General features: G+C 68.3%; 19 protein-coding genes. 11 read left to right on the top strand and 8 right to left on the bottom strand.

Annotated features, from left to right (window positions below):
- Positions 1-2: 2 nt before the first annotated feature.
- On the bottom strand, positions 3-998 hold the full coding sequence (gene coxB / locus ACZZZD_RS13335) for a cytochrome c oxidase subunit II (protein ID WP_463436135.1): 996 nt from the start codon (positions 996-998) through the stop codon (positions 3-5).
- A gap of 260 nt (positions 999-1,258) precedes the next feature.
- On the opposite strand from coxB, the gene ACZZZD_RS13330 reads away from it, so the two are divergent.
- The 5 genes from ACZZZD_RS13330 to ACZZZD_RS13310 all read left to right on the top strand — a co-directional run bounded on the left by ACZZZD_RS13330 (position 1,259) and on the right by ACZZZD_RS13310 (position 5,117).
- Positions 1,259-1,603, top strand: coding sequence for a PadR family transcriptional regulator (locus ACZZZD_RS13330; protein ID WP_159846234.1), 345 nt, complete (start codon positions 1,259-1,261; stop codon positions 1,601-1,603).
- Positions 1,600-2,199 carry a DUF1700 domain-containing protein gene (locus ACZZZD_RS13325; RefSeq protein ID WP_159846237.1) on the top strand — a complete coding sequence of 200 codons (600 nt, stop codon included), beginning with the start codon at positions 1,600-1,602 and terminating at the stop codon, positions 2,197-2,199. The genes ACZZZD_RS13330 and ACZZZD_RS13325 overlap by 4 nt, the downstream gene beginning before the upstream one ends.
- The gene (locus tag ACZZZD_RS13320; protein ID WP_463435644.1) at positions 2,196-2,978 is read left to right on the top strand and encodes a GIN domain-containing protein; all 783 of its coding nucleotides are present in this window, start codon (positions 2,196-2,198) and stop codon (positions 2,976-2,978) included. Before ACZZZD_RS13325 ends, ACZZZD_RS13320 begins: the two co-directional genes overlap by 4 nt.
- Before the next feature lie 271 nt (positions 2,979-3,249).
- Positions 3,250-4,278: a UbiA family prenyltransferase gene (locus ACZZZD_RS13315; RefSeq protein WP_463435643.1), complete on the top strand. Its 1,029-nt coding sequence runs from the start codon at positions 3,250-3,252 to the stop codon at positions 4,276-4,278.
- Positions 4,279-4,292: 14 nt separating this feature from the next.
- Complete coding sequence (locus ACZZZD_RS13310) at positions 4,293-5,117, top strand: DUF3298 and DUF4163 domain-containing protein (protein WP_463435642.1); 825 nt, start codon at positions 4,293-4,295, stop codon at positions 5,115-5,117.
- 130 nt (positions 5,118-5,247) lie between these two features.
- On the opposite strand, the gene ACZZZD_RS13305 is transcribed toward ACZZZD_RS13310, so the two are convergent.
- Genes ACZZZD_RS13305 through ACZZZD_RS13295 form a run of 3 tightly spaced genes read right to left on the bottom strand, consistent with a single transcriptional unit; the run spans position 5,248 to position 6,837 of the window.
- Positions 5,248-6,195 (bottom strand): alpha/beta fold hydrolase, encoded by a 948-nt coding sequence (locus ACZZZD_RS13305; RefSeq protein ID WP_463435641.1) that lies wholly within the window; start codon positions 6,193-6,195, stop codon positions 5,248-5,250.
- A 37-nt stretch (positions 6,196-6,232) separates the two neighbouring features.
- Positions 6,233-6,433, bottom strand: coding sequence for a helix-turn-helix transcriptional regulator (locus ACZZZD_RS13300; protein WP_463435640.1), 201 nt, complete (start codon positions 6,431-6,433; stop codon positions 6,233-6,235).
- Positions 6,430-6,837 (bottom strand): hypothetical protein, encoded by a 408-nt coding sequence (locus ACZZZD_RS13295; RefSeq protein ID WP_159846252.1) that lies wholly within the window; start codon positions 6,835-6,837, stop codon positions 6,430-6,432. The genes ACZZZD_RS13300 and ACZZZD_RS13295 overlap by 4 nt, the downstream gene beginning before the upstream one ends.
- Before the next feature lie 127 nt (positions 6,838-6,964).
- Between ACZZZD_RS13295 and ACZZZD_RS13290 the strand changes: the two genes are divergently transcribed.
- Both ACZZZD_RS13290 and ACZZZD_RS13285 read left to right on the top strand, forming a co-directional pair.
- On the top strand, positions 6,965-7,924 hold the full coding sequence (locus tag ACZZZD_RS13290) for a fatty acid desaturase family protein (RefSeq protein WP_463435639.1): 960 nt from the start codon (positions 6,965-6,967) through the stop codon (positions 7,922-7,924).
- Positions 7,921-8,571: a class I SAM-dependent methyltransferase gene (locus tag ACZZZD_RS13285; protein ID WP_463435638.1), complete on the top strand. Its 651-nt coding sequence runs from the start codon at positions 7,921-7,923 to the stop codon at positions 8,569-8,571. The genes ACZZZD_RS13290 and ACZZZD_RS13285 overlap by 4 nt, the downstream gene beginning before the upstream one ends.
- Here the strand turns inward: ACZZZD_RS13285 and ACZZZD_RS13280 are convergent.
- The gene (locus ACZZZD_RS13280; protein WP_463435637.1) at positions 8,568-9,131 is read right to left on the bottom strand and encodes a type 1 glutamine amidotransferase domain-containing protein; all 564 of its coding nucleotides are present in this window, start codon (positions 9,129-9,131) and stop codon (positions 8,568-8,570) included. The genes ACZZZD_RS13285 and ACZZZD_RS13280 overlap by 4 nt on opposite strands.
- 106 nt (positions 9,132-9,237) lie before the next feature.
- Here ACZZZD_RS13280 and ACZZZD_RS13275 point away from each other — a divergent pair, with 106 nt between their 5' ends.
- From ACZZZD_RS13275 to pgm, 3 genes are all read left to right on the top strand, one after another.
- Entirely contained in the window at positions 9,238-9,627 is a 390-nt protein-coding gene (locus ACZZZD_RS13275) for a hypothetical protein (protein ID WP_463435636.1), read from the top strand.
- Between the two features lie 77 nt (positions 9,628-9,704).
- A complete protein-coding gene (gene ypfJ / locus ACZZZD_RS13270; protein WP_463435635.1) occupies positions 9,705-10,559 on the top strand; it encodes a KPN_02809 family neutral zinc metallopeptidase in 855 nt (284 codons plus the stop codon).
- A 36-nt stretch (positions 10,560-10,595) separates the two neighbouring features.
- On the top strand, positions 10,596-12,233 hold the full coding sequence (gene pgm, locus ACZZZD_RS13265; protein ID WP_463435634.1) for a phosphoglucomutase (alpha-D-glucose-1,6-bisphosphate-dependent): 1,638 nt from the start codon (positions 10,596-10,598) through the stop codon (positions 12,231-12,233).
- A gap of 324 nt (positions 12,234-12,557) precedes the next feature.
- Here pgm and ACZZZD_RS13260 read toward each other — a convergent pair whose 3' ends face one another.
- Positions 12,558-13,502: a retropepsin-like aspartic protease gene (locus ACZZZD_RS13260; protein WP_463435633.1), complete on the bottom strand. Its 945-nt coding sequence runs from the start codon at positions 13,500-13,502 to the stop codon at positions 12,558-12,560.
- Positions 13,503-13,835: 333 nt separating this feature from the next.
- Here ACZZZD_RS13260 and thrC point away from each other — a divergent pair, with 333 nt between their 5' ends.
- The gene (gene thrC, locus ACZZZD_RS13255) at positions 13,836-15,245 is read left to right on the top strand and encodes a threonine synthase (RefSeq protein WP_463435632.1); all 1,410 of its coding nucleotides are present in this window, start codon (positions 13,836-13,838) and stop codon (positions 15,243-15,245) included.
- A 6-nt stretch (positions 15,246-15,251) separates the two neighbouring features.
- Here the strand turns inward: thrC and ACZZZD_RS13250 are convergent, their stop codons facing one another.
- Together ACZZZD_RS13250 and thrB are read right to left on the bottom strand one after the other, a co-directional pair.
- Entirely contained in the window at positions 15,252-15,566 is a 315-nt protein-coding gene (locus ACZZZD_RS13250) for a CsbD family protein (RefSeq protein ID WP_463435631.1), read from the bottom strand.
- Positions 15,567-16,034: 468 nt separating this feature from the next.
- Positions 16,035-16,988, bottom strand: coding sequence for a homoserine kinase (gene thrB, locus ACZZZD_RS13245; protein WP_463435630.1), 954 nt, complete (start codon positions 16,986-16,988; stop codon positions 16,035-16,037).
- Position 16,989: the final 1 nt, after the last annotated feature.

Genomic DNA, 16,989 nt, shown 5'->3' with positions numbered 1-16,989 from the left:
TCTTACTGGGCGGCCGGCGCGGCGGGCGCCGCGGCGGGAACGGGTTGGGCGGCAGGGGCGGTTGCGCCCGCCTCCGGGGTCGCGGCGGCTTCGCCGGCGGCGGGCGTCTCGGCGGTCGCAGCCGCCGGAGCGGCGGCGGCCGGCGCGGGCTCGGCGACCTTGGGGGTCATCGATCCGCCCTTGGAGGCGATCCACTGTTCGAACTGGGCCTGGTTCACGACCCGGATTTCCAGCGGCATGAAGGCGTGATCGACGCCGCACAGTTCCGAGCACTGGCCGTAGAAGACGCCGGTGCGCTCGGCCTTGAACCAAGTGGTGTTGATCCGGCCGGGAACGGCGTCGGTTTTCAGGCCGAACGCCGGCAGGGCGACGGCGTGGATGACGTCGGAGGCGGTGATGACCAGTTGCACGGTCTTGCCGACCGGCACGACCATCGGCTCGGTCGCAGCCAGGCGATAGGGCACGCCCTTGGCCTTGGCTTCCTCTTCCGGGAGCATGTTGGAGATGTATTCGGCGACGCCCTGGTCCGGGTACTCATAGGCCCAGTTCCACTGGTTTCCGGTCACCTTCACCGTCAGGTCCGGCGACGGCATGTCGTGATAGGCGAACAGCAGGCGGAACGAGAACAGCGAGATGAAGACCAGGATCACGACCGGCAGCACGGTCCAGACGATCTCGACCGCCGTGTTGTGGCTCCAGCGCGCGGGCGTCGGATTGGACTTCTTGTTGTAGCGGATCGCGATCCACGCCAGCAGGCCCAGCACCAGCAGGGTGATGGCCGTGATGATCGGCATCAGGATGATGTTGTGGAACCAGATGGCATCGTGCTTCAGCGGCGCGGCGGCCGGCTGAAGATCGATGCCGCCGGGTGTCGGCTGGCCCATCAGGTCCTGCGCCCACGTCGGCGCCGCAGCGAACATCGCCAGTCCGGCGCCCAGAACGATCGAAGACGCGCCAGTCACAGCGCCCTTCAACGTTCCCCGGGCTCGCTTGCCCATCCCCATATGAGACTTCCCCATAAAACCGTTTAGCAGCAGATACTTGCGAATGGCTCGCAAGAAATCACACTGGCGCGATTCCCACGCCCGGCGATCTCGGTCACCTATCGGATCGCTTTCGGCTTGCCAAGCGATCAACGCCATCGACGCCCCGAAGCCGCCCCGATCGCGCCTCGATTAAATCGCTGTCATGTTTTGCATGCTACCTTGCGTCACAAGATACCTTGCCGTAGTCAATGGACATCAACGGGAGAGCCGAGGTGCCTGAAACCATCGAGATACAGCTGAAGAAGGGAGTGCTTGGACTGTGTGTCCTGGCGCTTCTGAACCGGGCGGACAGCTACGCCTACGAGATCGCCAGCCGCCTGTCGGACGCGATCGATATGGGGGAAGGAACCATCTATCCCCTGATGCGCCGCATGCAGTCGGACGGACAGGTGGAGACCTATCTGGTCGAATCCTCCGCCGGGCCTTCGCGCAAATACTACCGACTGACCGAAGCGGGCCGGGGGGCCCTCGCCGCCCAGACTGCCGAATGGTCCGCCTTCACCAAGGCCGTCGACGCCATCGTGGCGAACGACGCCGATCAGGGAGCCGCACAATGACGCGCGCCGAGTTCATCGATCGTCTGAAGGAAGGCCTCGTCGGCCTGCCGACCGCGACCGCCAACGACATCATCGCCGACTATCAGACCCATTTCGACGACGGCATCGCCGCCGGCCGGACCGAGGCCGAGGTCGCAACCGCCCTGGGCGATCCGATCCGCCTGGCCCGCGAGCTGAAGGCCGAGGCCGGCATCCAGCGCTGGCATCAGGAGAAGAACCCCTCCGCCGCCGCCGCCGCCGTCTTCGCGGTCCTGGGCCTGGGGGCGCTGGACATCCTGATCCTTCTGCCCTTGCTGATGGGCGTGGTCGGGACGGTGTTCGGCTTCTTCATCGCCGCCATCGCCCTGTTCATTTGCGGCGGCGTGATCATGGTCGCCGGACCCTTCGCCGGTTTCCCCGGCGGACCGTTCGCGGCGATCCTGATGGGTCTGGGCCTGATGGCCGGGTCCGTCTTCATCGGCGCGCTGCTGGCGATCTTCACCATCTGGCTGGTCAACGGCGTCGTCTGGTTCGCCCGCCTGCACTATCGCCTGCTGAAGCCGGCGCTGGAGTCCTCACCCGTCCAATCCACCTCGACCTCGGGAGTTTCGGCATGATCCGCACCCTGTTCATCATCGCCGGCGCCGCCCTGGTGCTGTGCCTGGTCACCGTCGGCGGCGCCCTCGCCATCGGCGGCCACGATCTCCAGCGCCACGGCTGGGCCTGGACCTTCAAGGACGATAACGGCGAAAGCGTCCGCTTCGAGCGGGTCAAGGGCGGCGGGACCGACGACCTCGGCCCCCTCACCACCCGCACCCTCCCCTGGACCGGCGGCGAGAGCCTGACCGTCGATTCCAGCATCGACGTCGAATACATCCAGGGCGACGCGAACACCGTCGTCATCACCGGGCCCAAGGGTCTGACCGACCGGGTCCGCCTGGTCGATGGCCGGCTGGACTTGGGCGACGGCGACGAGCGGGTCGTGTTCGGCTGGAGCAGCGGCAACTTCACCGCCCGCTCAGAGCGTGACGAGCTGAAGGTCGTGATCACCGCCCCGAAAGTGAACCGCTTTAACGCCAACGGTTCGGGCGACCTGCTGATCAACGCCTATGACCAGCCGTCGCTGGCGGTGGACATCGCCGGCTCGGCCGAGGTCACGGCCTCGGGTCGCACCGACGACCTGAAGGTGGACATCGCCGGCTCGGGCGACGCCTCCCTCGGCGACCTGTCCACCCGGGACGCCTCGGTGGACATCGCCGGTTCCGGCGACGCCCGCATCGCCCCGACGGGCCAGGTCAAGGTCGTCATCGCCGGCTCCGGCGACGTCGCCCTGGCCACCCGCGCCGCCAATGTGAACAGCACCGTCACCGGCTCCGGCGAGGTCTATCAGGACTGAACGACACAAAGCGTCGAACCAAAGGGGGCTGGATCCATCCAGCCCCCTTTTTCTTTTCGTCATCCTCCGGCAAGCCGCGCCTTCGCGGCGCAGACCGGGGGACCCAGCGGCGCCGAAGGCGATGCGTCCACCGCGCCGTCGTCAAACGGCGAACGCTCGACAGGTTCGCGCTCACGCGCGCCGCTGGGTCCCCCGGTCGCTTCGCGCCGGAGGATGACGAAAGAAGGGGTCACGCCTTCACCCCCCGCCCCATTCCCGCTAAGTCACCCGCATGACTTTCGCCCCCCTTCCCGACGCCGGCGCCAACTGGGTGGACCGGCACGCGCCGGAGGGGCTGAAGCCGTGGCTGAAGCTGGGGCGGTTCGACCGGCCGATCGGCATCTGGCTGCTGCTGCTGCCCGGCTGGCAGGGGATCGCCCTGGCGCTGGCCCAGTATCGGCAACCGCCCGGCCTCTATGACCTGTGGCTGTTCGTCGGCTTCGCCATCGGCGCCTGTCTGATGCGGGCGGCGGGCTGCGCCTTCAACGACATCGTCGATCGTGACTTCGACGCCCAGGTCGCCCGCACCGCCCAGCGCCCCATTCCGTCGGGTCGGATCTCAATGAAACAGGCCTGGGCCTTCGTGGTGGCGTGCAGCCTGATCAGCCTGTTGATCCTGCTGACCCTGCCGACCGTCGCCATCCTTCTGGGCGTCGGGTCGCTGGCCTTGGTCGCCGCCTATCCCTTCATGAAGCGGATCACCTGGTGGCCCCAGGCCTGGCTTGGCCTGACCTTCAACTGGGGCGCCCTGATGGGGTTCGCCGCCGCCCTGCCGCTGGCGGCCGCCGCCCTTCTGCTGCCCGCCGACATCGCCGGCGAGTTCCGCCCCTTCCTGTGGTCCCCCAGCAGCGACAGCGGCAATGCAATCGCCCTGGCCTGGCAGGCCTATGTCCCCGCCGTCCTGCTGTGGATCGGCGGCGTCTTCTGGACCCTGGGCTACGACACCATCTACGCGCTTCAGGACATCGAGGACGACGCCATGATCGGCGTGAAGTCTTCGGCCCGCCGCCTGGCCTCGGCCGTGCGGCCCGGCGTGGCGATCTTCTATGTCCTGACCGTCGTCATGGCGGCCCTGACTGGCCTCGCCGCCGGCCTGGGCCCGCTGTTCTGGCTGGGCCTGATCGCCTATGCCGCCCATCTGGCGCGTCAGGTCGTCCGGCTCGACCGCAACGACGGCGCCCTGGCGCTGAAACTGTTCAAGTCCAATCGCGAGGCCGGCTTCGTCCTGCTGGCCGCCATCGCGCTCGGATCCCTGGTTTGATGAAGGAGCCTCTCATGCCTCACCCCGCCCGCCTCCTCCTGCTGTCCGTCGCCGTCGCCGCGACCCTGGCCGCCTGCCAGCGCAAGGAGGACAAGGCCCAGGCCCCGGCCAAGGCGGCCCCCGCCGCCGTCGCGCCAGCCGTCTCCAACACCCCCGTCGGCTATGACAGCAAGACCCCCTACGCCACCGTCAAACTGACCCTGCCCCAGGCGGTCAAGACCACGCCCGCCCTGCACGCCGCCCTCTATGCCGACATGGTCCGCGACCTGAAGCAGTTCGAGGAAGGCGCCCAGGCCGATCTCAGCGAGGCGGGCGGCGGCCCCAACCCCTATGAGAAGACCATCTCTTTCGCCCCCGGCGCCGAGACCGGCAAGCTGGTCAGCCTGGCTCGCACCGACTTCGAGTTCACCGGCGGCGCCCACCCCAACACCAGCTTCGCCTCGGTGATCTGGGACAAGACGACCAACAAACGGCTGGGCTTCGCCGACCTGTTCCGGCCGGGCGCCGACCTGTCGGTGCTGGACAAGGCCCTGTGCGCCGCCGCCAACGCCGCCAAACAGGCCCGCTCGCCGGGGTCGGAAACCGCCACCCTGGACGGCAAGATGTGGACCTGCCCCAAGGCCGTCTCCACCCCGTTCGTCCTGACGCCGGGCACGACGCCGGGCAAGGCGGGGGGCGTCACCTTCCTGATGGGGCCCTATCAGATCGGCCCCTATTCGGACGGCCCCTACTGGATCGCCCTGCCGCAATCGGCCTTCCGCGCCCTGCTCGCCCCCGCCTACGCCGACCAGTTCGACGGCGCCCCCGCCAAGGCCGGCGACGTGACGCCGAAGACCTGAGACCATTCAAGGCCCGTCATCCTCGCCCTTGCGGCGAGGATCCAGAACTCCCGGTCCACACCGTGGATCACCGTCATCGACGGAGCGTATGGATCCTAGGCACAAGGCCTAGGATGACGGGTCTAGAGGTTCACTCCGCCAGGAACGCATCCACCAGCTCGGCGAACCGTTCGGGCTGGTCCGCCATGATGAAATGCCGCGATCCATCGACCCGGATCAGCGTCACGCCCGGCAGGGCCGCATACTCCCGCCCCCACATGCCGTCGGCCATCGCCGCCGGCGCGCCGCCGTCCGCATCGGCGGCGTAAAGCGCCGTCACCGGCGTCGTCATGGCCGCCAGCCCCGGCCGCGCATCGGTGGTCATCACATCCTTCATGGCCGAGGCCATGGCGGGGCGGTCCGTCGCCATCGACCAAGCCACGATCCGCGCCTGTTCCGACGGCGTCCGTGACAAGGCCCGCGCCGTCGCCTCCTGCTGGGTGCGGAAGCTCGCCTCGTCCGCCCCCAGGATCATGCCCGCCGCCTGATCCGCGAACGGTCGCGCGCTCTCGGCCGTCGCGGTCGGTCCGAACATGGCGCTGTAGAAGGGCAGCGAATCCACCGTCATCAGCCGCCCGACCAGACCCGGCTGCTGCTGCGCCAACAACAGACCGCTCAACCCGCCCATCGAATGGCCGATCACCGCCGGCCGATCCAGTCCGGCCTCGCGGATATAGCGCGCCAGTTCCTCGACCTCGGGCTGGACGAAGGCGCCGTCGCCATGAGTCCAGGGCTCGCCGCCGAACCCGGCGAGCTGCACCAGATGCACCCGGTGCGTCGCCTTCAGCCGACCCGCCGTCGCCCGCCACACTTCGCGAGACGAGGCCAGGCCGGGAATCAGGATCACGTCAGGCCCCGCCCCCACGACCTCGACCGATAGCCGGTCGGAGACGAAGGGCGCGGCGGCGGACGCCACGGGGGTCGCGGGCTGAGCGCGGGCCTGATCGTTCGCGACGGCGCAGGCGATCAGAACGCCGAGGATGACGGCCAGGCGCGCAGGGGCGAAGACGCCCCGGCAGGGGCGAATGAGGTTCGACATCACAGTCTCCAATTGTAAGGTTATTCTGACTTTTCGGTCAGGCCGCGTGCGGGTTCTCGAATATCTCTTCGACCGGCCGTTCGAACACGGCGGCGATGCGGTAGGCTAGGTCCAGCGACGGATCGTGCCTCTCGGTCTCCAGGGCGATCACCGCCTGGCGCGACACCCCCAGCGCCTGCCCCATCTGTTCCTGGGTCCAGCCGCGCTCGACCCGCAAAAGTTTCAGACGGTTCTTCATCGGCTGGTCTTTATGAAGGGCGACACGACGCCATACATCGCCCAGAACAACGGCACGATCAGCCAGGTCTGCATATGGGGCGCTCGGGCGAAACTCTCGCCAAAGCCCCAGAACGTCGCCACGGCCATCGCCAGGCCCGCCGCCACGATGAACTGTTTGGCGGTCACGCCGCGCACGAACTCGTCGCTCTCGCGCATCAGGGCCAGGGTCGCCCAGATCTGACCGATCACCGGCGCCGACAACACCGCCGCCAGCCCCCAGGCCGCCGGCGTGCCCATGACCTGATCGAACGCGTCCGTCGTCATCATCGATATGCAGATCGCGACATAGGGCACGGAAAACGCCATCGTGCGGATGATATAGCGTCGGTGCGCCGGCGTTCCGTTCTTCCAGGCGGCAAACATCTTGGCTCTCCTTGTGTAAGGATAACCTGACACCAAGCCAATGTCGTGTCAACCTGACTTTTTGTCAGGCGCGCCCCACATTCATCCGTTGCTTTTCCAGACGCGCTTCAGGAGCTAGACTTGCCCCATGTCCGCCGCCCCGCGCATCGCCCCGTCGGCCCTGTTCACGCCTCAGGAATGGGCGCCGTTCCAGACCCGTTCGGCCTGGGCTGGCTCGCTTCTGGTCGCGCATTGCTGGGTGGTGATCGCGCTGGCGGTCGTCGCGGGCGTCCTGATCCCCTGGCTGATCCCGCTGTGCATCATGATCGTCGGCACACGTCAGCTGGGTCTGGCCATACTGATGCACGAGGCGGCGCACGGAGGCCTGTCGAAAAACGGGCGCCTGAACGATTTCCTGGGCCACTGGCTGTGCGCCGTCCCGATCGGCGCCAGCCTGAAGGCTTATCGCCCCTATCACCTGACCCACCACCGCTTCGCCCAGCAGGCGGAGGATCCCGACCTGATGCTGTCGGCGCCCTTCCCGGTCGCCCCCGCCTCGCTGCGCCGCAAGCTGATCCGCGACCTGACCGGCCAGACCTTCTTCAAGCAGCGGCTTCTGCTGCCGCTGGCGCAAACCAGACACCAGCCGCGCTCAAGTAGCCCGAAGGGCGGTAGCGCTCACCAATATGAATCCATCGTCACCGGCCGATCCGTCCTGCCCTTCCTCGCCTTCAACGCCATCCTGCTGGCGGGCTTCATCGTCGCCGGGGTCTGGTGGGCCTTCTTCGCCCTGTGGCTTCTGCCGATGGCGACCTGGTTTCCGATGGTGACGCGGCTGAGGAACATCGCCGAGCACGCCTGCGTCGAGGGTTCGGCCGCCGATCCCTTCCGCGCCGCTCGCACCACCCGCGCCGCCTGGTGGGAGCGCGTCTTCATCGCCCCCTACTGGGTCAACTTCCACGCCGAGCACCACCTGTTCATGCATGTGCCCTGCTGGAAGCTGCCGCGCCTGCACCGGGCCATCCACACCCGGCCCCAGGCCCATGCGATGGAGGTGGCGCCGGGCTATGCCGACGTGCTGAGGGCCGTTACACGCCGCCCTGAATGACCATCCTCGATCCCGCCGCCTTCATCCGCGCCAACACGCGGCTCCAGCCCGTGCCGCATGCGCCGGAGATTTCGCTGTGGCTGGCGGACGAGATCACCCCGATCTGGCGGCTGACGGAGGAGGAGCTGGGCGAGATGGGCGTGCCCCCGCCCTTCTGGGCCTTCGCCTGGGCCGGCGGACAGGCGCTCAGCCGCTATATCCTGGATCATCCGCACGAGGTGGCGGGCAAGCGGGTGCTGGATTTCGCCGCCGGCTCGGGCCTGGTCGGCGTGGCGGCGATGCAGGCGGGCGCGGCCTCGGTCCTGTGCGCCGACATCGATCCCTTCTGTCGGGCGGCTGTGGCCGCCAATGCGCGGGCCAACGGCGTGACGCTGGACTTCACCCAGACCAACCTGCTGGACGCCGCCCCGCCGGATGTCGAGGTCATCTGCGCGGGCGACATCTGCTACGAACGCCCGATGACCGACGCGGTCCTGGCCTGGCTGGCCCAGGCCCGCGCCAGGGGCACGCGCGTCCTGATCGGCGATCCGGGACGCACCTATTTCCCACGCACGGGACTGGACTTCCTGGCCGAATACCGCGTCCCGACCTCGCGCGAGCTGGAGGACCAGGAGATCAAGCGGTCCTCCGTCTGGGCCATGCCTTAGGCTGTTTGGCCGTCGTGCCGCCCCTCGCCGAACTCCTCGATCATCTTGGCGTTGAAGGCCGGGATGTCGTCGGGCTTGCGGCTGGTGACCAGCCCTTGGTCCACTACCACCGCCTCGTCGACCACATTGGCCCCGGCGTTCTTCAGGTCGGTGCGGATGCTCTCGAACGCCGTCATCGTGCGCCCCTCGACCACGCCCGCCTCGATCAGCAGCCAGGGCGCGTGACAGATGGCGGCGACCGGCTTGCCCGCATCGAAGAAGGCCCGCACGAACGCCACCGCATCCGCATCGGCCCGCAGCAGGTCCGGGTTGGCCACCCCGCCGGGCAGCAGCAGGGCGGAGTATGACGCCGCATCCACCGCCGCAACCGCCTTGTCCGCCGTCACCTTGTCGCCCGGCGTCAGATGGTCGAAGCCCTGGAAGTCGCCGGCCTTCAGCGACACGATCTCGACCACCGCCCCGGCATCCTTCAGCGCCTTCATCGGTTCATTCAGTTCGATCAATTCGACGCCGTCGGTCGCCAGGATGGCGACGGTCTTGCCGGAAAGGGATTGGGCCATGGGAAGGTCTCCGTTCGAGAAAGGGGTTCGGCGCGATGAACCCACAGAAACTCAAAGGGTTGCGGCTCCGCTTGGCGCGACCGGCCCGCGCCCCCACATCCCTTCCATGCGACGCATCCTGACCCTGACGGCCCTGCTGGCGGCGACCGCGACGCCCGCTCTGGCCCAAACCTATCCCCAGCCCGGCCGGCCCTACGGCGCCTATCCCGGCGGCGTCCCTGCGGCCATCGCCGACCAGCATCGCTACGAAAACGACCGCCTGCGCACCCAATCCCAGTCCAACGCGAACGAAGCCCGCCAGCAGCAGATCGAGACCCAGCTTCGCCTGCGCGCCATCGAATCCGCGCGCGAACCGGCGGCGTCCTACGCCCTGCCGCCCCGCCCGCTCTACAGCCCCGAGCAGGAGCGGGCCTTGCGCCAGTCCGCCACCGAACGTCGCCAGCAGACCGCCCAGGGCATGAGCCAGATCGACGACTGGCTGAACCGTCCCCAATGAAGCGTCACCCTGACGCATCCCTTCCCTTGCCCCTGCGTTCCGGCCTAGCTTAGGGGCGATCAGGCGGAGAACGACACATGCGCTGGCAGGGCGGACGACAGGGCGGCGGCGGCGTCGAGGATCGGCGCGGAATGGGCGGCGGGGCCATCGCAGGCGGCGGCCTGGGCGTCGGGGTGCTGGCCATCATCGGCTACCTCGTCTTCGGCATCGATCCCTCGACCACGACCCAGCTGGCCAGCCAGTTCGGCGGCGTCGGCGCGGAACAGCAGCAGGGCCAGGTCGGCACGCCTCGCGACGAAGCCGGCCAGTTCGTCGATGTGATCGGCGGCAACATCAACGATGTCTGGGCGCAGAAGCTGAACGGTTATCAGCCGCCCAAGGTCGTCATCTACGAACAGGGCACATCGACCGGCTGCGGCATGGGCCAATCCGCCATGGGCCCCTTCTATTGCCCGACCGACAAGACCGTCTATCTGGACCTCGGTTTCTGGCAGGAGATGGAGACCCAGCTGGGCGCATCCGGCGCCGACTTCGCCCGCGCCTATGTCATCGCCCACGAGTTCGGCCACCACATCCAGACCCTGACCGGCACCTCGGAACAGGTCCGCCAGGCCCAGCAGCGCGCCAGCGGTCAGGGCGAGGCCAACCGCTATTCCGTCGCGCTGGAGCTTCAGGCCGACTGCTACGCCGGCGTCTGGGCCAAGAACGCCTCGGCCGTCTCGAACGGCCAGGTCGCTCTTGATGCGGGCGAGTTTGCGGAAGGCATGAAGACCGCCCAGGCCATCGGCGACGATACCCTGCAACGGCGCGGCGGCGGACGGGTCTCGCCCGAAAGCTTCACCCACGGCTCCTCGGCCCAGCGGGTCGAATGGCTGCAACGCGGCTATCAGTCGGGCGACCCCGCATCGTGCGACACCTTCAGCGGCGCCTGATCGCCCCTTTTCCCGACAACGATTGATTGACTGACGATGCATGATCGCGCCGGCCTTACGGCTCGCCCCGAAGACCTGATCGACCTCGACGCCCTGCTCGGCGCCTACGAGGCGGTGCGGCCGGACATGACGGACCCAATGCAGCGGGTGGTGTTCGGCACCTCGGGCCACCGGGGCTCCAGCCTGGACGGCGCCTTCAATGAACCGCACATCCTGGCCATCGCCCAGGCCGTCGCCGAATACCGCGCGGCCCAGGGCGTCGACGGCCCGCTGTTTCTCGGTCGCGACACCCACGGCCTGTCCGAGCCCGCCTTCCGCACCACGCTCGAAGTCCTGATCGCCAACGGGGTCGAGGTGCTGATCGACGCCCGCGACGGCTTCACCCCCACCCCCGCCGTGTCGCACGCCATCCTGACCTACAACCGCACGAACGCGCGGCAGGCGGACGGCGTCCTGATCACCCCGTCGCACAACCCGCCCCGCGACGGCGGCATCAAATACAATCCCCCCTCGGGCGGCCCGGCCGGGGGCGAGGCCACCGCCGCCATCGCCGCCCGCGCCAACGCCATCATCGAGGGCGGCCTGACCGAGGTCCGTCGCGTCCCCTTCGCCCAGGCCCATGCGACGGCGGGCCGGTTCGACTACCTGTCCGCCTATATCGACGACCTGCCCCGCGTGCTGGACCTGGACGCCATTCGAAACGCTGGCGTCCGCATCGGCGCCGACCCGCTGGGCGGCGCCGCCGTGGCCTATTGGGGCGAGATCGCCACGCGCCACCGGCTGAACCTGACCGTAGTCAACGACGCCGTCGATCCGCGCTGGGCCTTCATGCCGCTGGACGCCGACGGCAAGATTCGCATGGACTGTTCGTCGCCCTGCGCCATGGCCGGTCTGATCGGCATGATGAAGGGCGGCTCGGCCTACGACGTCGCCTTCGGCAACGACGCCGACGCCGACCGCCACGGCATCGTCACCCCGGACGCCGGGCTGATGAACCCCAATCATTTCCTGGCCGCCGCCATCGCCTATCTGTTCGCCAATCGACCCGGCTGGGGCGCGGACGTGGCGGTGGGCAAGACCCTGGTTTCTTCGTCGATGATCGACCGCGTCGTCGCCGGCCTGGGCCGCCGCCTGTTGGAAGTCCCCGTCGGCTTCAAGCATTTCGTGCCCGGCCTGCTGGATGGAACCGTCGGCTTCGGCGGCGAGGAATCCGCCGGGGCGTCCTTCCTGCGCCACGACGGCACGGTCTGGACCACCGACAAGGACGGCATCATCCTGTGCCTGCTGGCGGCCGAGATCCAGGCCCGCACGGGCCAGAGCGCCAGCCAGCTCTACGCCGGACTGACCGACCAGTACGGCGCGCCCGCTTACGCCCGCGTCGACGCCCCCGCGACCCGCACGGAAAAAGCCCGCCTCGCCGCCCTCAGCCCCTCGGACATCACCGCGACCACCCTGGCCGGCCAGCCGATCACCGACATCCTGACCAAGGCCCCCGGAAACGGCGAGGCCATCGGCGGTCTCAAGGTCGTCACCGCCGACGCCTGGTTCGCCGCCCGCCCCTCGGGCACCGAGGACGTCTACAAGATCTACGCCGAATCCTTCCTCGGCCCCGACCACCTGACGACCGTCCAGGCCGAGGCCAGGGCCGTGGTGGCGACGGCGTTGGCGGGCTGAGGCCATGCCATCCGACCAGCGATGACCTGGCCCCCTTCCATGTTTCGGTCGCTTCGCTGGCGCGCCGCTGTTCGCAAGCATAACGCGGTCGTGGATGTCGTCCTTTGGTGCGTCTGCGGCCTTGTGGCCGTGGTGTACGGCCTCGTTATCGGCGGCTACGACCCGTCTGCATTCTGGCTTCCGGCCGCTCTGACGGTCGGCGGAACAGTCGCCATCGGCCTCGGTCTGAACCTTGCGTGCATGAACGCAATGCGTCGCCGCAGGATCAGGCGGTCAGGCCACGCCCCATCCGCCTGGTCTGGCCTCAAGAAGCGAAAATAACACCTACCCGACCGTGATCTCCATCGGCCGTTCCACGAACAGGCCCGGTCCGCCCAGGTCCAGCGCCAGACGCCGGTTCTCGAACGCCGCCATCCCCACCAGCGCCTTGGGAAAGCCCGGCACGGCGACGTCGTCATAGATGGCCACCGCCGCCTGGCGATACAGTTCGTCGCCAATCGTCAGGGTACGGACGATCACCGTTTCCGCCCCCACGACGCCGCCCAGGACGATGCTCTGGCCCGCCGTCCGGTCGCGCCCGTCCAGCAGACCCGCCGCCTGCGCCGTCTCGCGCGTCACGGCCAGCACCGCCGAGGCGCCGGTGTCGATCACCGCATTGACCGTCGCCCCCTCGACCGTGATCGCCGCCTGCAGCGCCTTGCCCGCGCGGGTCACCGTTATGGGCGCCAGCGACGGCGGCGGCGTCCAGCCTTCGCGCGCCAGGAACCGCATCCGATGCTCGGCCGTATCCAGCTCCAGCACCAGCTCACGCAGCACGTCCTGGCCCAGGATCAGCGCCGCCCCCAGCCCCTGTTCGCTCGCCAACGGCCCCAGCCCCAGGATCGCCGCCCGCAACCCGTCCAGCCGCAGGCCACCTACCACGACATCCAGCGTCGTCCCGCGTCCGACCTGCGCATCGCCGCCGACGCCATACGCCACCATCGGAATATTGAAGACGTTCGTCAGCCCCAGCGTCTCGACCAGCGAACGATCGATCACCGAATACTGCGCCCCGGAATCGATCAGCGCCCGCACCGGCTTTGCGTTGACCGTCACCTCCACCGTCGGCGTCGCCGCCCGACGCTCGGCATAGGCCAGCCAGCCGGTCGATCCGCCCGCGGAAAAGACGACCGTCGGCCCCTTCCACACCACATGGTCGCGCAGCCACCAGGCCCCGCCCATCCCGCCGGCGACCAGCCCCAGCCGGATCAGAAGATCGCGTCGTCTCATCGCCCAGACATGGACCGTCGCGACGACCGGCGCCAGCGGGGGAATGGTCGCAACGCCCCAACTCTCTCCCTCTCCCTCTCCATCATCCTCGCCCTTGTGGCGAGGATCCAGACTCCCGGTCTTCCCGCAGCCCGCACTGCCGTCATGCACCGGGAGTTCTGGATCCCAGGGACAAGCCCTGGGATGACGGAGTATTTTCGCGACAGCCTTGAGGAAAACTCGGCATAGATTTGTCGCATACGCCTGCAACCGCCTCCCAGACGACAATTTCGTTCCCCGAACGGCCAAAAACCGGGTGACGCAGCGTCCTCCGCTGGTTACCACCAAACCGCCATGACGACTTCCAGCGCCCGCTACGTCTCGACTCGAGGCCAATCGCCCGAAACCGATTTCGCCGACGCCCTGCTGCGCGGCATCGCCCCCGACGGCGGCCTCTATATGCCGACCGCCTGGCCCACCCTGTCGCCCGAAACCTGGACCGGAAACGCCGACTACAAGTCCATCGCGCTCCAGGCCATCGCCCCCTTCATCGGCGACGCCCCGCCCGCGGGAACCATGCCCGCCGGCGCCCTTGACCGGGCGCTGGACCGCCTGACCGCCGGCTTCGACCATCCGCTGGTCACGCCTCTGGTCGAGCTGGAGCCCGGCCTGTTCGTGCTGGAGCTGTTCCACGGCCCGACCGCCGCCTTCAAGGACCTGGCGATGCAGCTGGTCGCCAGCCTGACGGACGAGGCGTTAGCCGCCTCGGGCGAGCGCCTGACCATCCTGACCGCCACATCGGGCGACACCGGCGCCGCCGCCGTGCGCGCCTTCGCCGGCGCGAAATCCGTCGATCTGGTCGTGCTCCACCCGCTGGACCGCGTCTCGCCGATCCAGCGCAAGCAGATGACCACGGTCGAGGCCGACAACGTCCTGAACCTGGCCGTGCGCGGCGACTTCGACGACTGCCAACGCCTGGTGAAAAGCCTGCTGGCGGACGAAAACCTGCGCGATCGCGGTCGCCTTTCCTCGGTCAATTCGATCAATTGGGCGCGGCTGGCCGGCCAGATCCCCTATTACGTCTCCGCAACCGCCCAACTGGGCGAGGCGGCGACCTTTGTCGTCCCGACCGGCAACTTCGGCGACGCCTTCGCCGGCATCGCCGCCACCAAGATGGGTCTGCCGTCCAACGGCTTCGTCGCCGCCGTGAACCAGAACGACGCCTTGGCCCGCGCCATCAACGACGGCCTCTATTCGCGCCGTCCGGCGGTCGAGAGCGGCAGCGTCTCCATGGACGTCCAGGCGCCCTCCAACTTCGAACGCCTGGTGTTCGAGGCCACCGGCCGCGACGCCGACGCCACCCGCACCGTGTTCGAAACCTTCGCCCGCGACGGCGCCGTCGCCTTCGATCCCGACTTGCTGGCGGCTTTGCGCGCCCAAGTCTGCGCCGTCTCAATTGACGAGACCGAAACCCGCGCCGAGATCGCCCACGCCTACGAGGCCTGGGGCCGCGTCGTCTGCCCGCACACGGCCGTGGCCCTCGCCGCCGCCCGTCGCCAGGACCGCTCCAAGGGCCCCGTCGTCGCCCTGTCCACCGCCCACCCGTCCAAGTTCGGCGCCTTCGTCTCGGACGTCCTGAGCTTCGAACCCGAACCCGCAAACGTCATCGCCGCCCTGGGCGACAAGCCCGAGCGGTTGACTGTGATCGATGGGACGATGGAGGCGGCGGTGAACGCCGTGGCGGCCTTTTCAGGCCGCCACTAACGCGGCTTAGCGACGGCCGCCGCGCGTCAGGGCGCCCAGCAGCATCAGGCCGACGCCGGCGACCGACAGGGTCGTGACCAGCGGGCGCTTGCGCGCTTCGGCGGCGACCGTGCGGGCCTTGTCGCGATAATCGGCCGGGGTCTTCTCGACCAGGCGATCGACGGCGTCCATGGCCTTGCCGAAGGTTTCCAGCGAGCGGCCCTTGGCGTCGTTATAGGCGCCTTCGACCTGCATCTTCTGGTCGCCGACCAGGTTGCCGAAAGCCTTTTGCGTCTTGCCTTGAGCTTGCGAGGCGGCGCCATTGATTTGTTCGTCGGTCATGATGTCGTCCTTGGGGAGAGAGCGGCGGTCCTCGCCGTTGCTGCATCAAAAGCCCGGTTACGCTTTCGGTTCCAGCGACGCGGGGCCGCAGGGCGTCTCATCACGCGCTCGCTGCATTCTCCCGTCATCCTCGGGCTCGACCCGAGGATCAGATATGGATCGGGCTGTGCGTCACCCTTGGCGCAAGGCGGCGTAAAGTCCGGCCCTCGGGTCAAGCCCGAGGGTGACGACCCAAGAGCACACCTGTCATATTCAGACGATCAAATCGCTGCTTTAACAACCACATAGTCATCGACCGCGGCATTCGACCATACAGCCCCAAAACAGTGAGACACTGTCCCTCCGGTCTTTGACATCGCCGCCGCCCACAATTGCACTGTCTTGCACTTTGCACGCGCTTTCCGGGTGCAGTGCAATTTCCAGATTGAGACGAAGTGCACACATTGCACTGTGTTTTTCGCGTCAGCCTCAGGCAGGCTCCACCGCCCGCCAATGGTCCATGCGGCGCAGGAAGACCGCCGGATCCTTGGGCGTCACCAGGTTGGCCGGGTCGTGGAAGATCCGGTCGTGCAGCCGCGTCACCGTGAACCGCAACGCCGCCGCCTCGCCCAGCCGCGGCAGGGCCGTCCGCTCGGCCGCGCTCAACGGCCGCACGGTCTCATACCCGCGCTGGAACGCCGCCAGCGCCTCGGGCATCGCCCGTCCCTCCGCATCGAACCCCCAGGCCGACAGGGCGATGGCCAGGTCGTAGGCGAAAGCGCCGGTGCAGCCGAAATAGAAGTCGATCACGGCCGACACCGCGTCCTTCTCGAACAAGACGTTGTCGGGAAAATAGTCTGCATGGATCGCCCCGCCGGGCAGATCGTCCGTAAACGGATCACCCAGCCGCGCCAGCGCCGCCTCGACCCGGTCCAGAAGCGCCCGATCCTCGACTGACGTCCTCGCCGCGCCCCCGGCACAACGATCCGCCAGCCTGCGCCACATGGCCGGCCCGACCGGGTTGTCGCGTTCCAGCTCGAAATCGGCCGCCATCAGATGCAGCCGCGCCAGCACCGCCCCCGCCGCCGCCTGATCGGCCGCCGACGGCGAGCGCAGCCAGGCGCCGGTCTTCCATTCGATCACCGCCGCCGCCCGGCCGTTCAGCCGCCCCAGCCAGCCGCCCGTCCGATCCTCGATCGGCGTGGGACAGGCGAAACCCCGAGACGCCAGATGCGCCGTCAGCCCCAGACAGAATGGCAAGGACGCCTCGTCCGTCCGCCCCTCGAACAGGGTCAGGACGAAGCGCCCCTGCGTCGTGTCCAGCCGATAGTTGGTGTTCTCCACCCCCTCGGCGATGGCCGTCAGTTCGACCACCTCGCCGATGTCGTAACCGGCCAGGAACCCCCTGGCCTGAGCCAGGGAAACGGGGGTGAAGACGGCCATG

The organism is Brevundimonas sp. AC546 (assembly GCF_979258305.1).
Note: the sequence above shows the minus strand (reverse complement) of the source record. Positions and strands in the feature narration are given on the sequence as shown.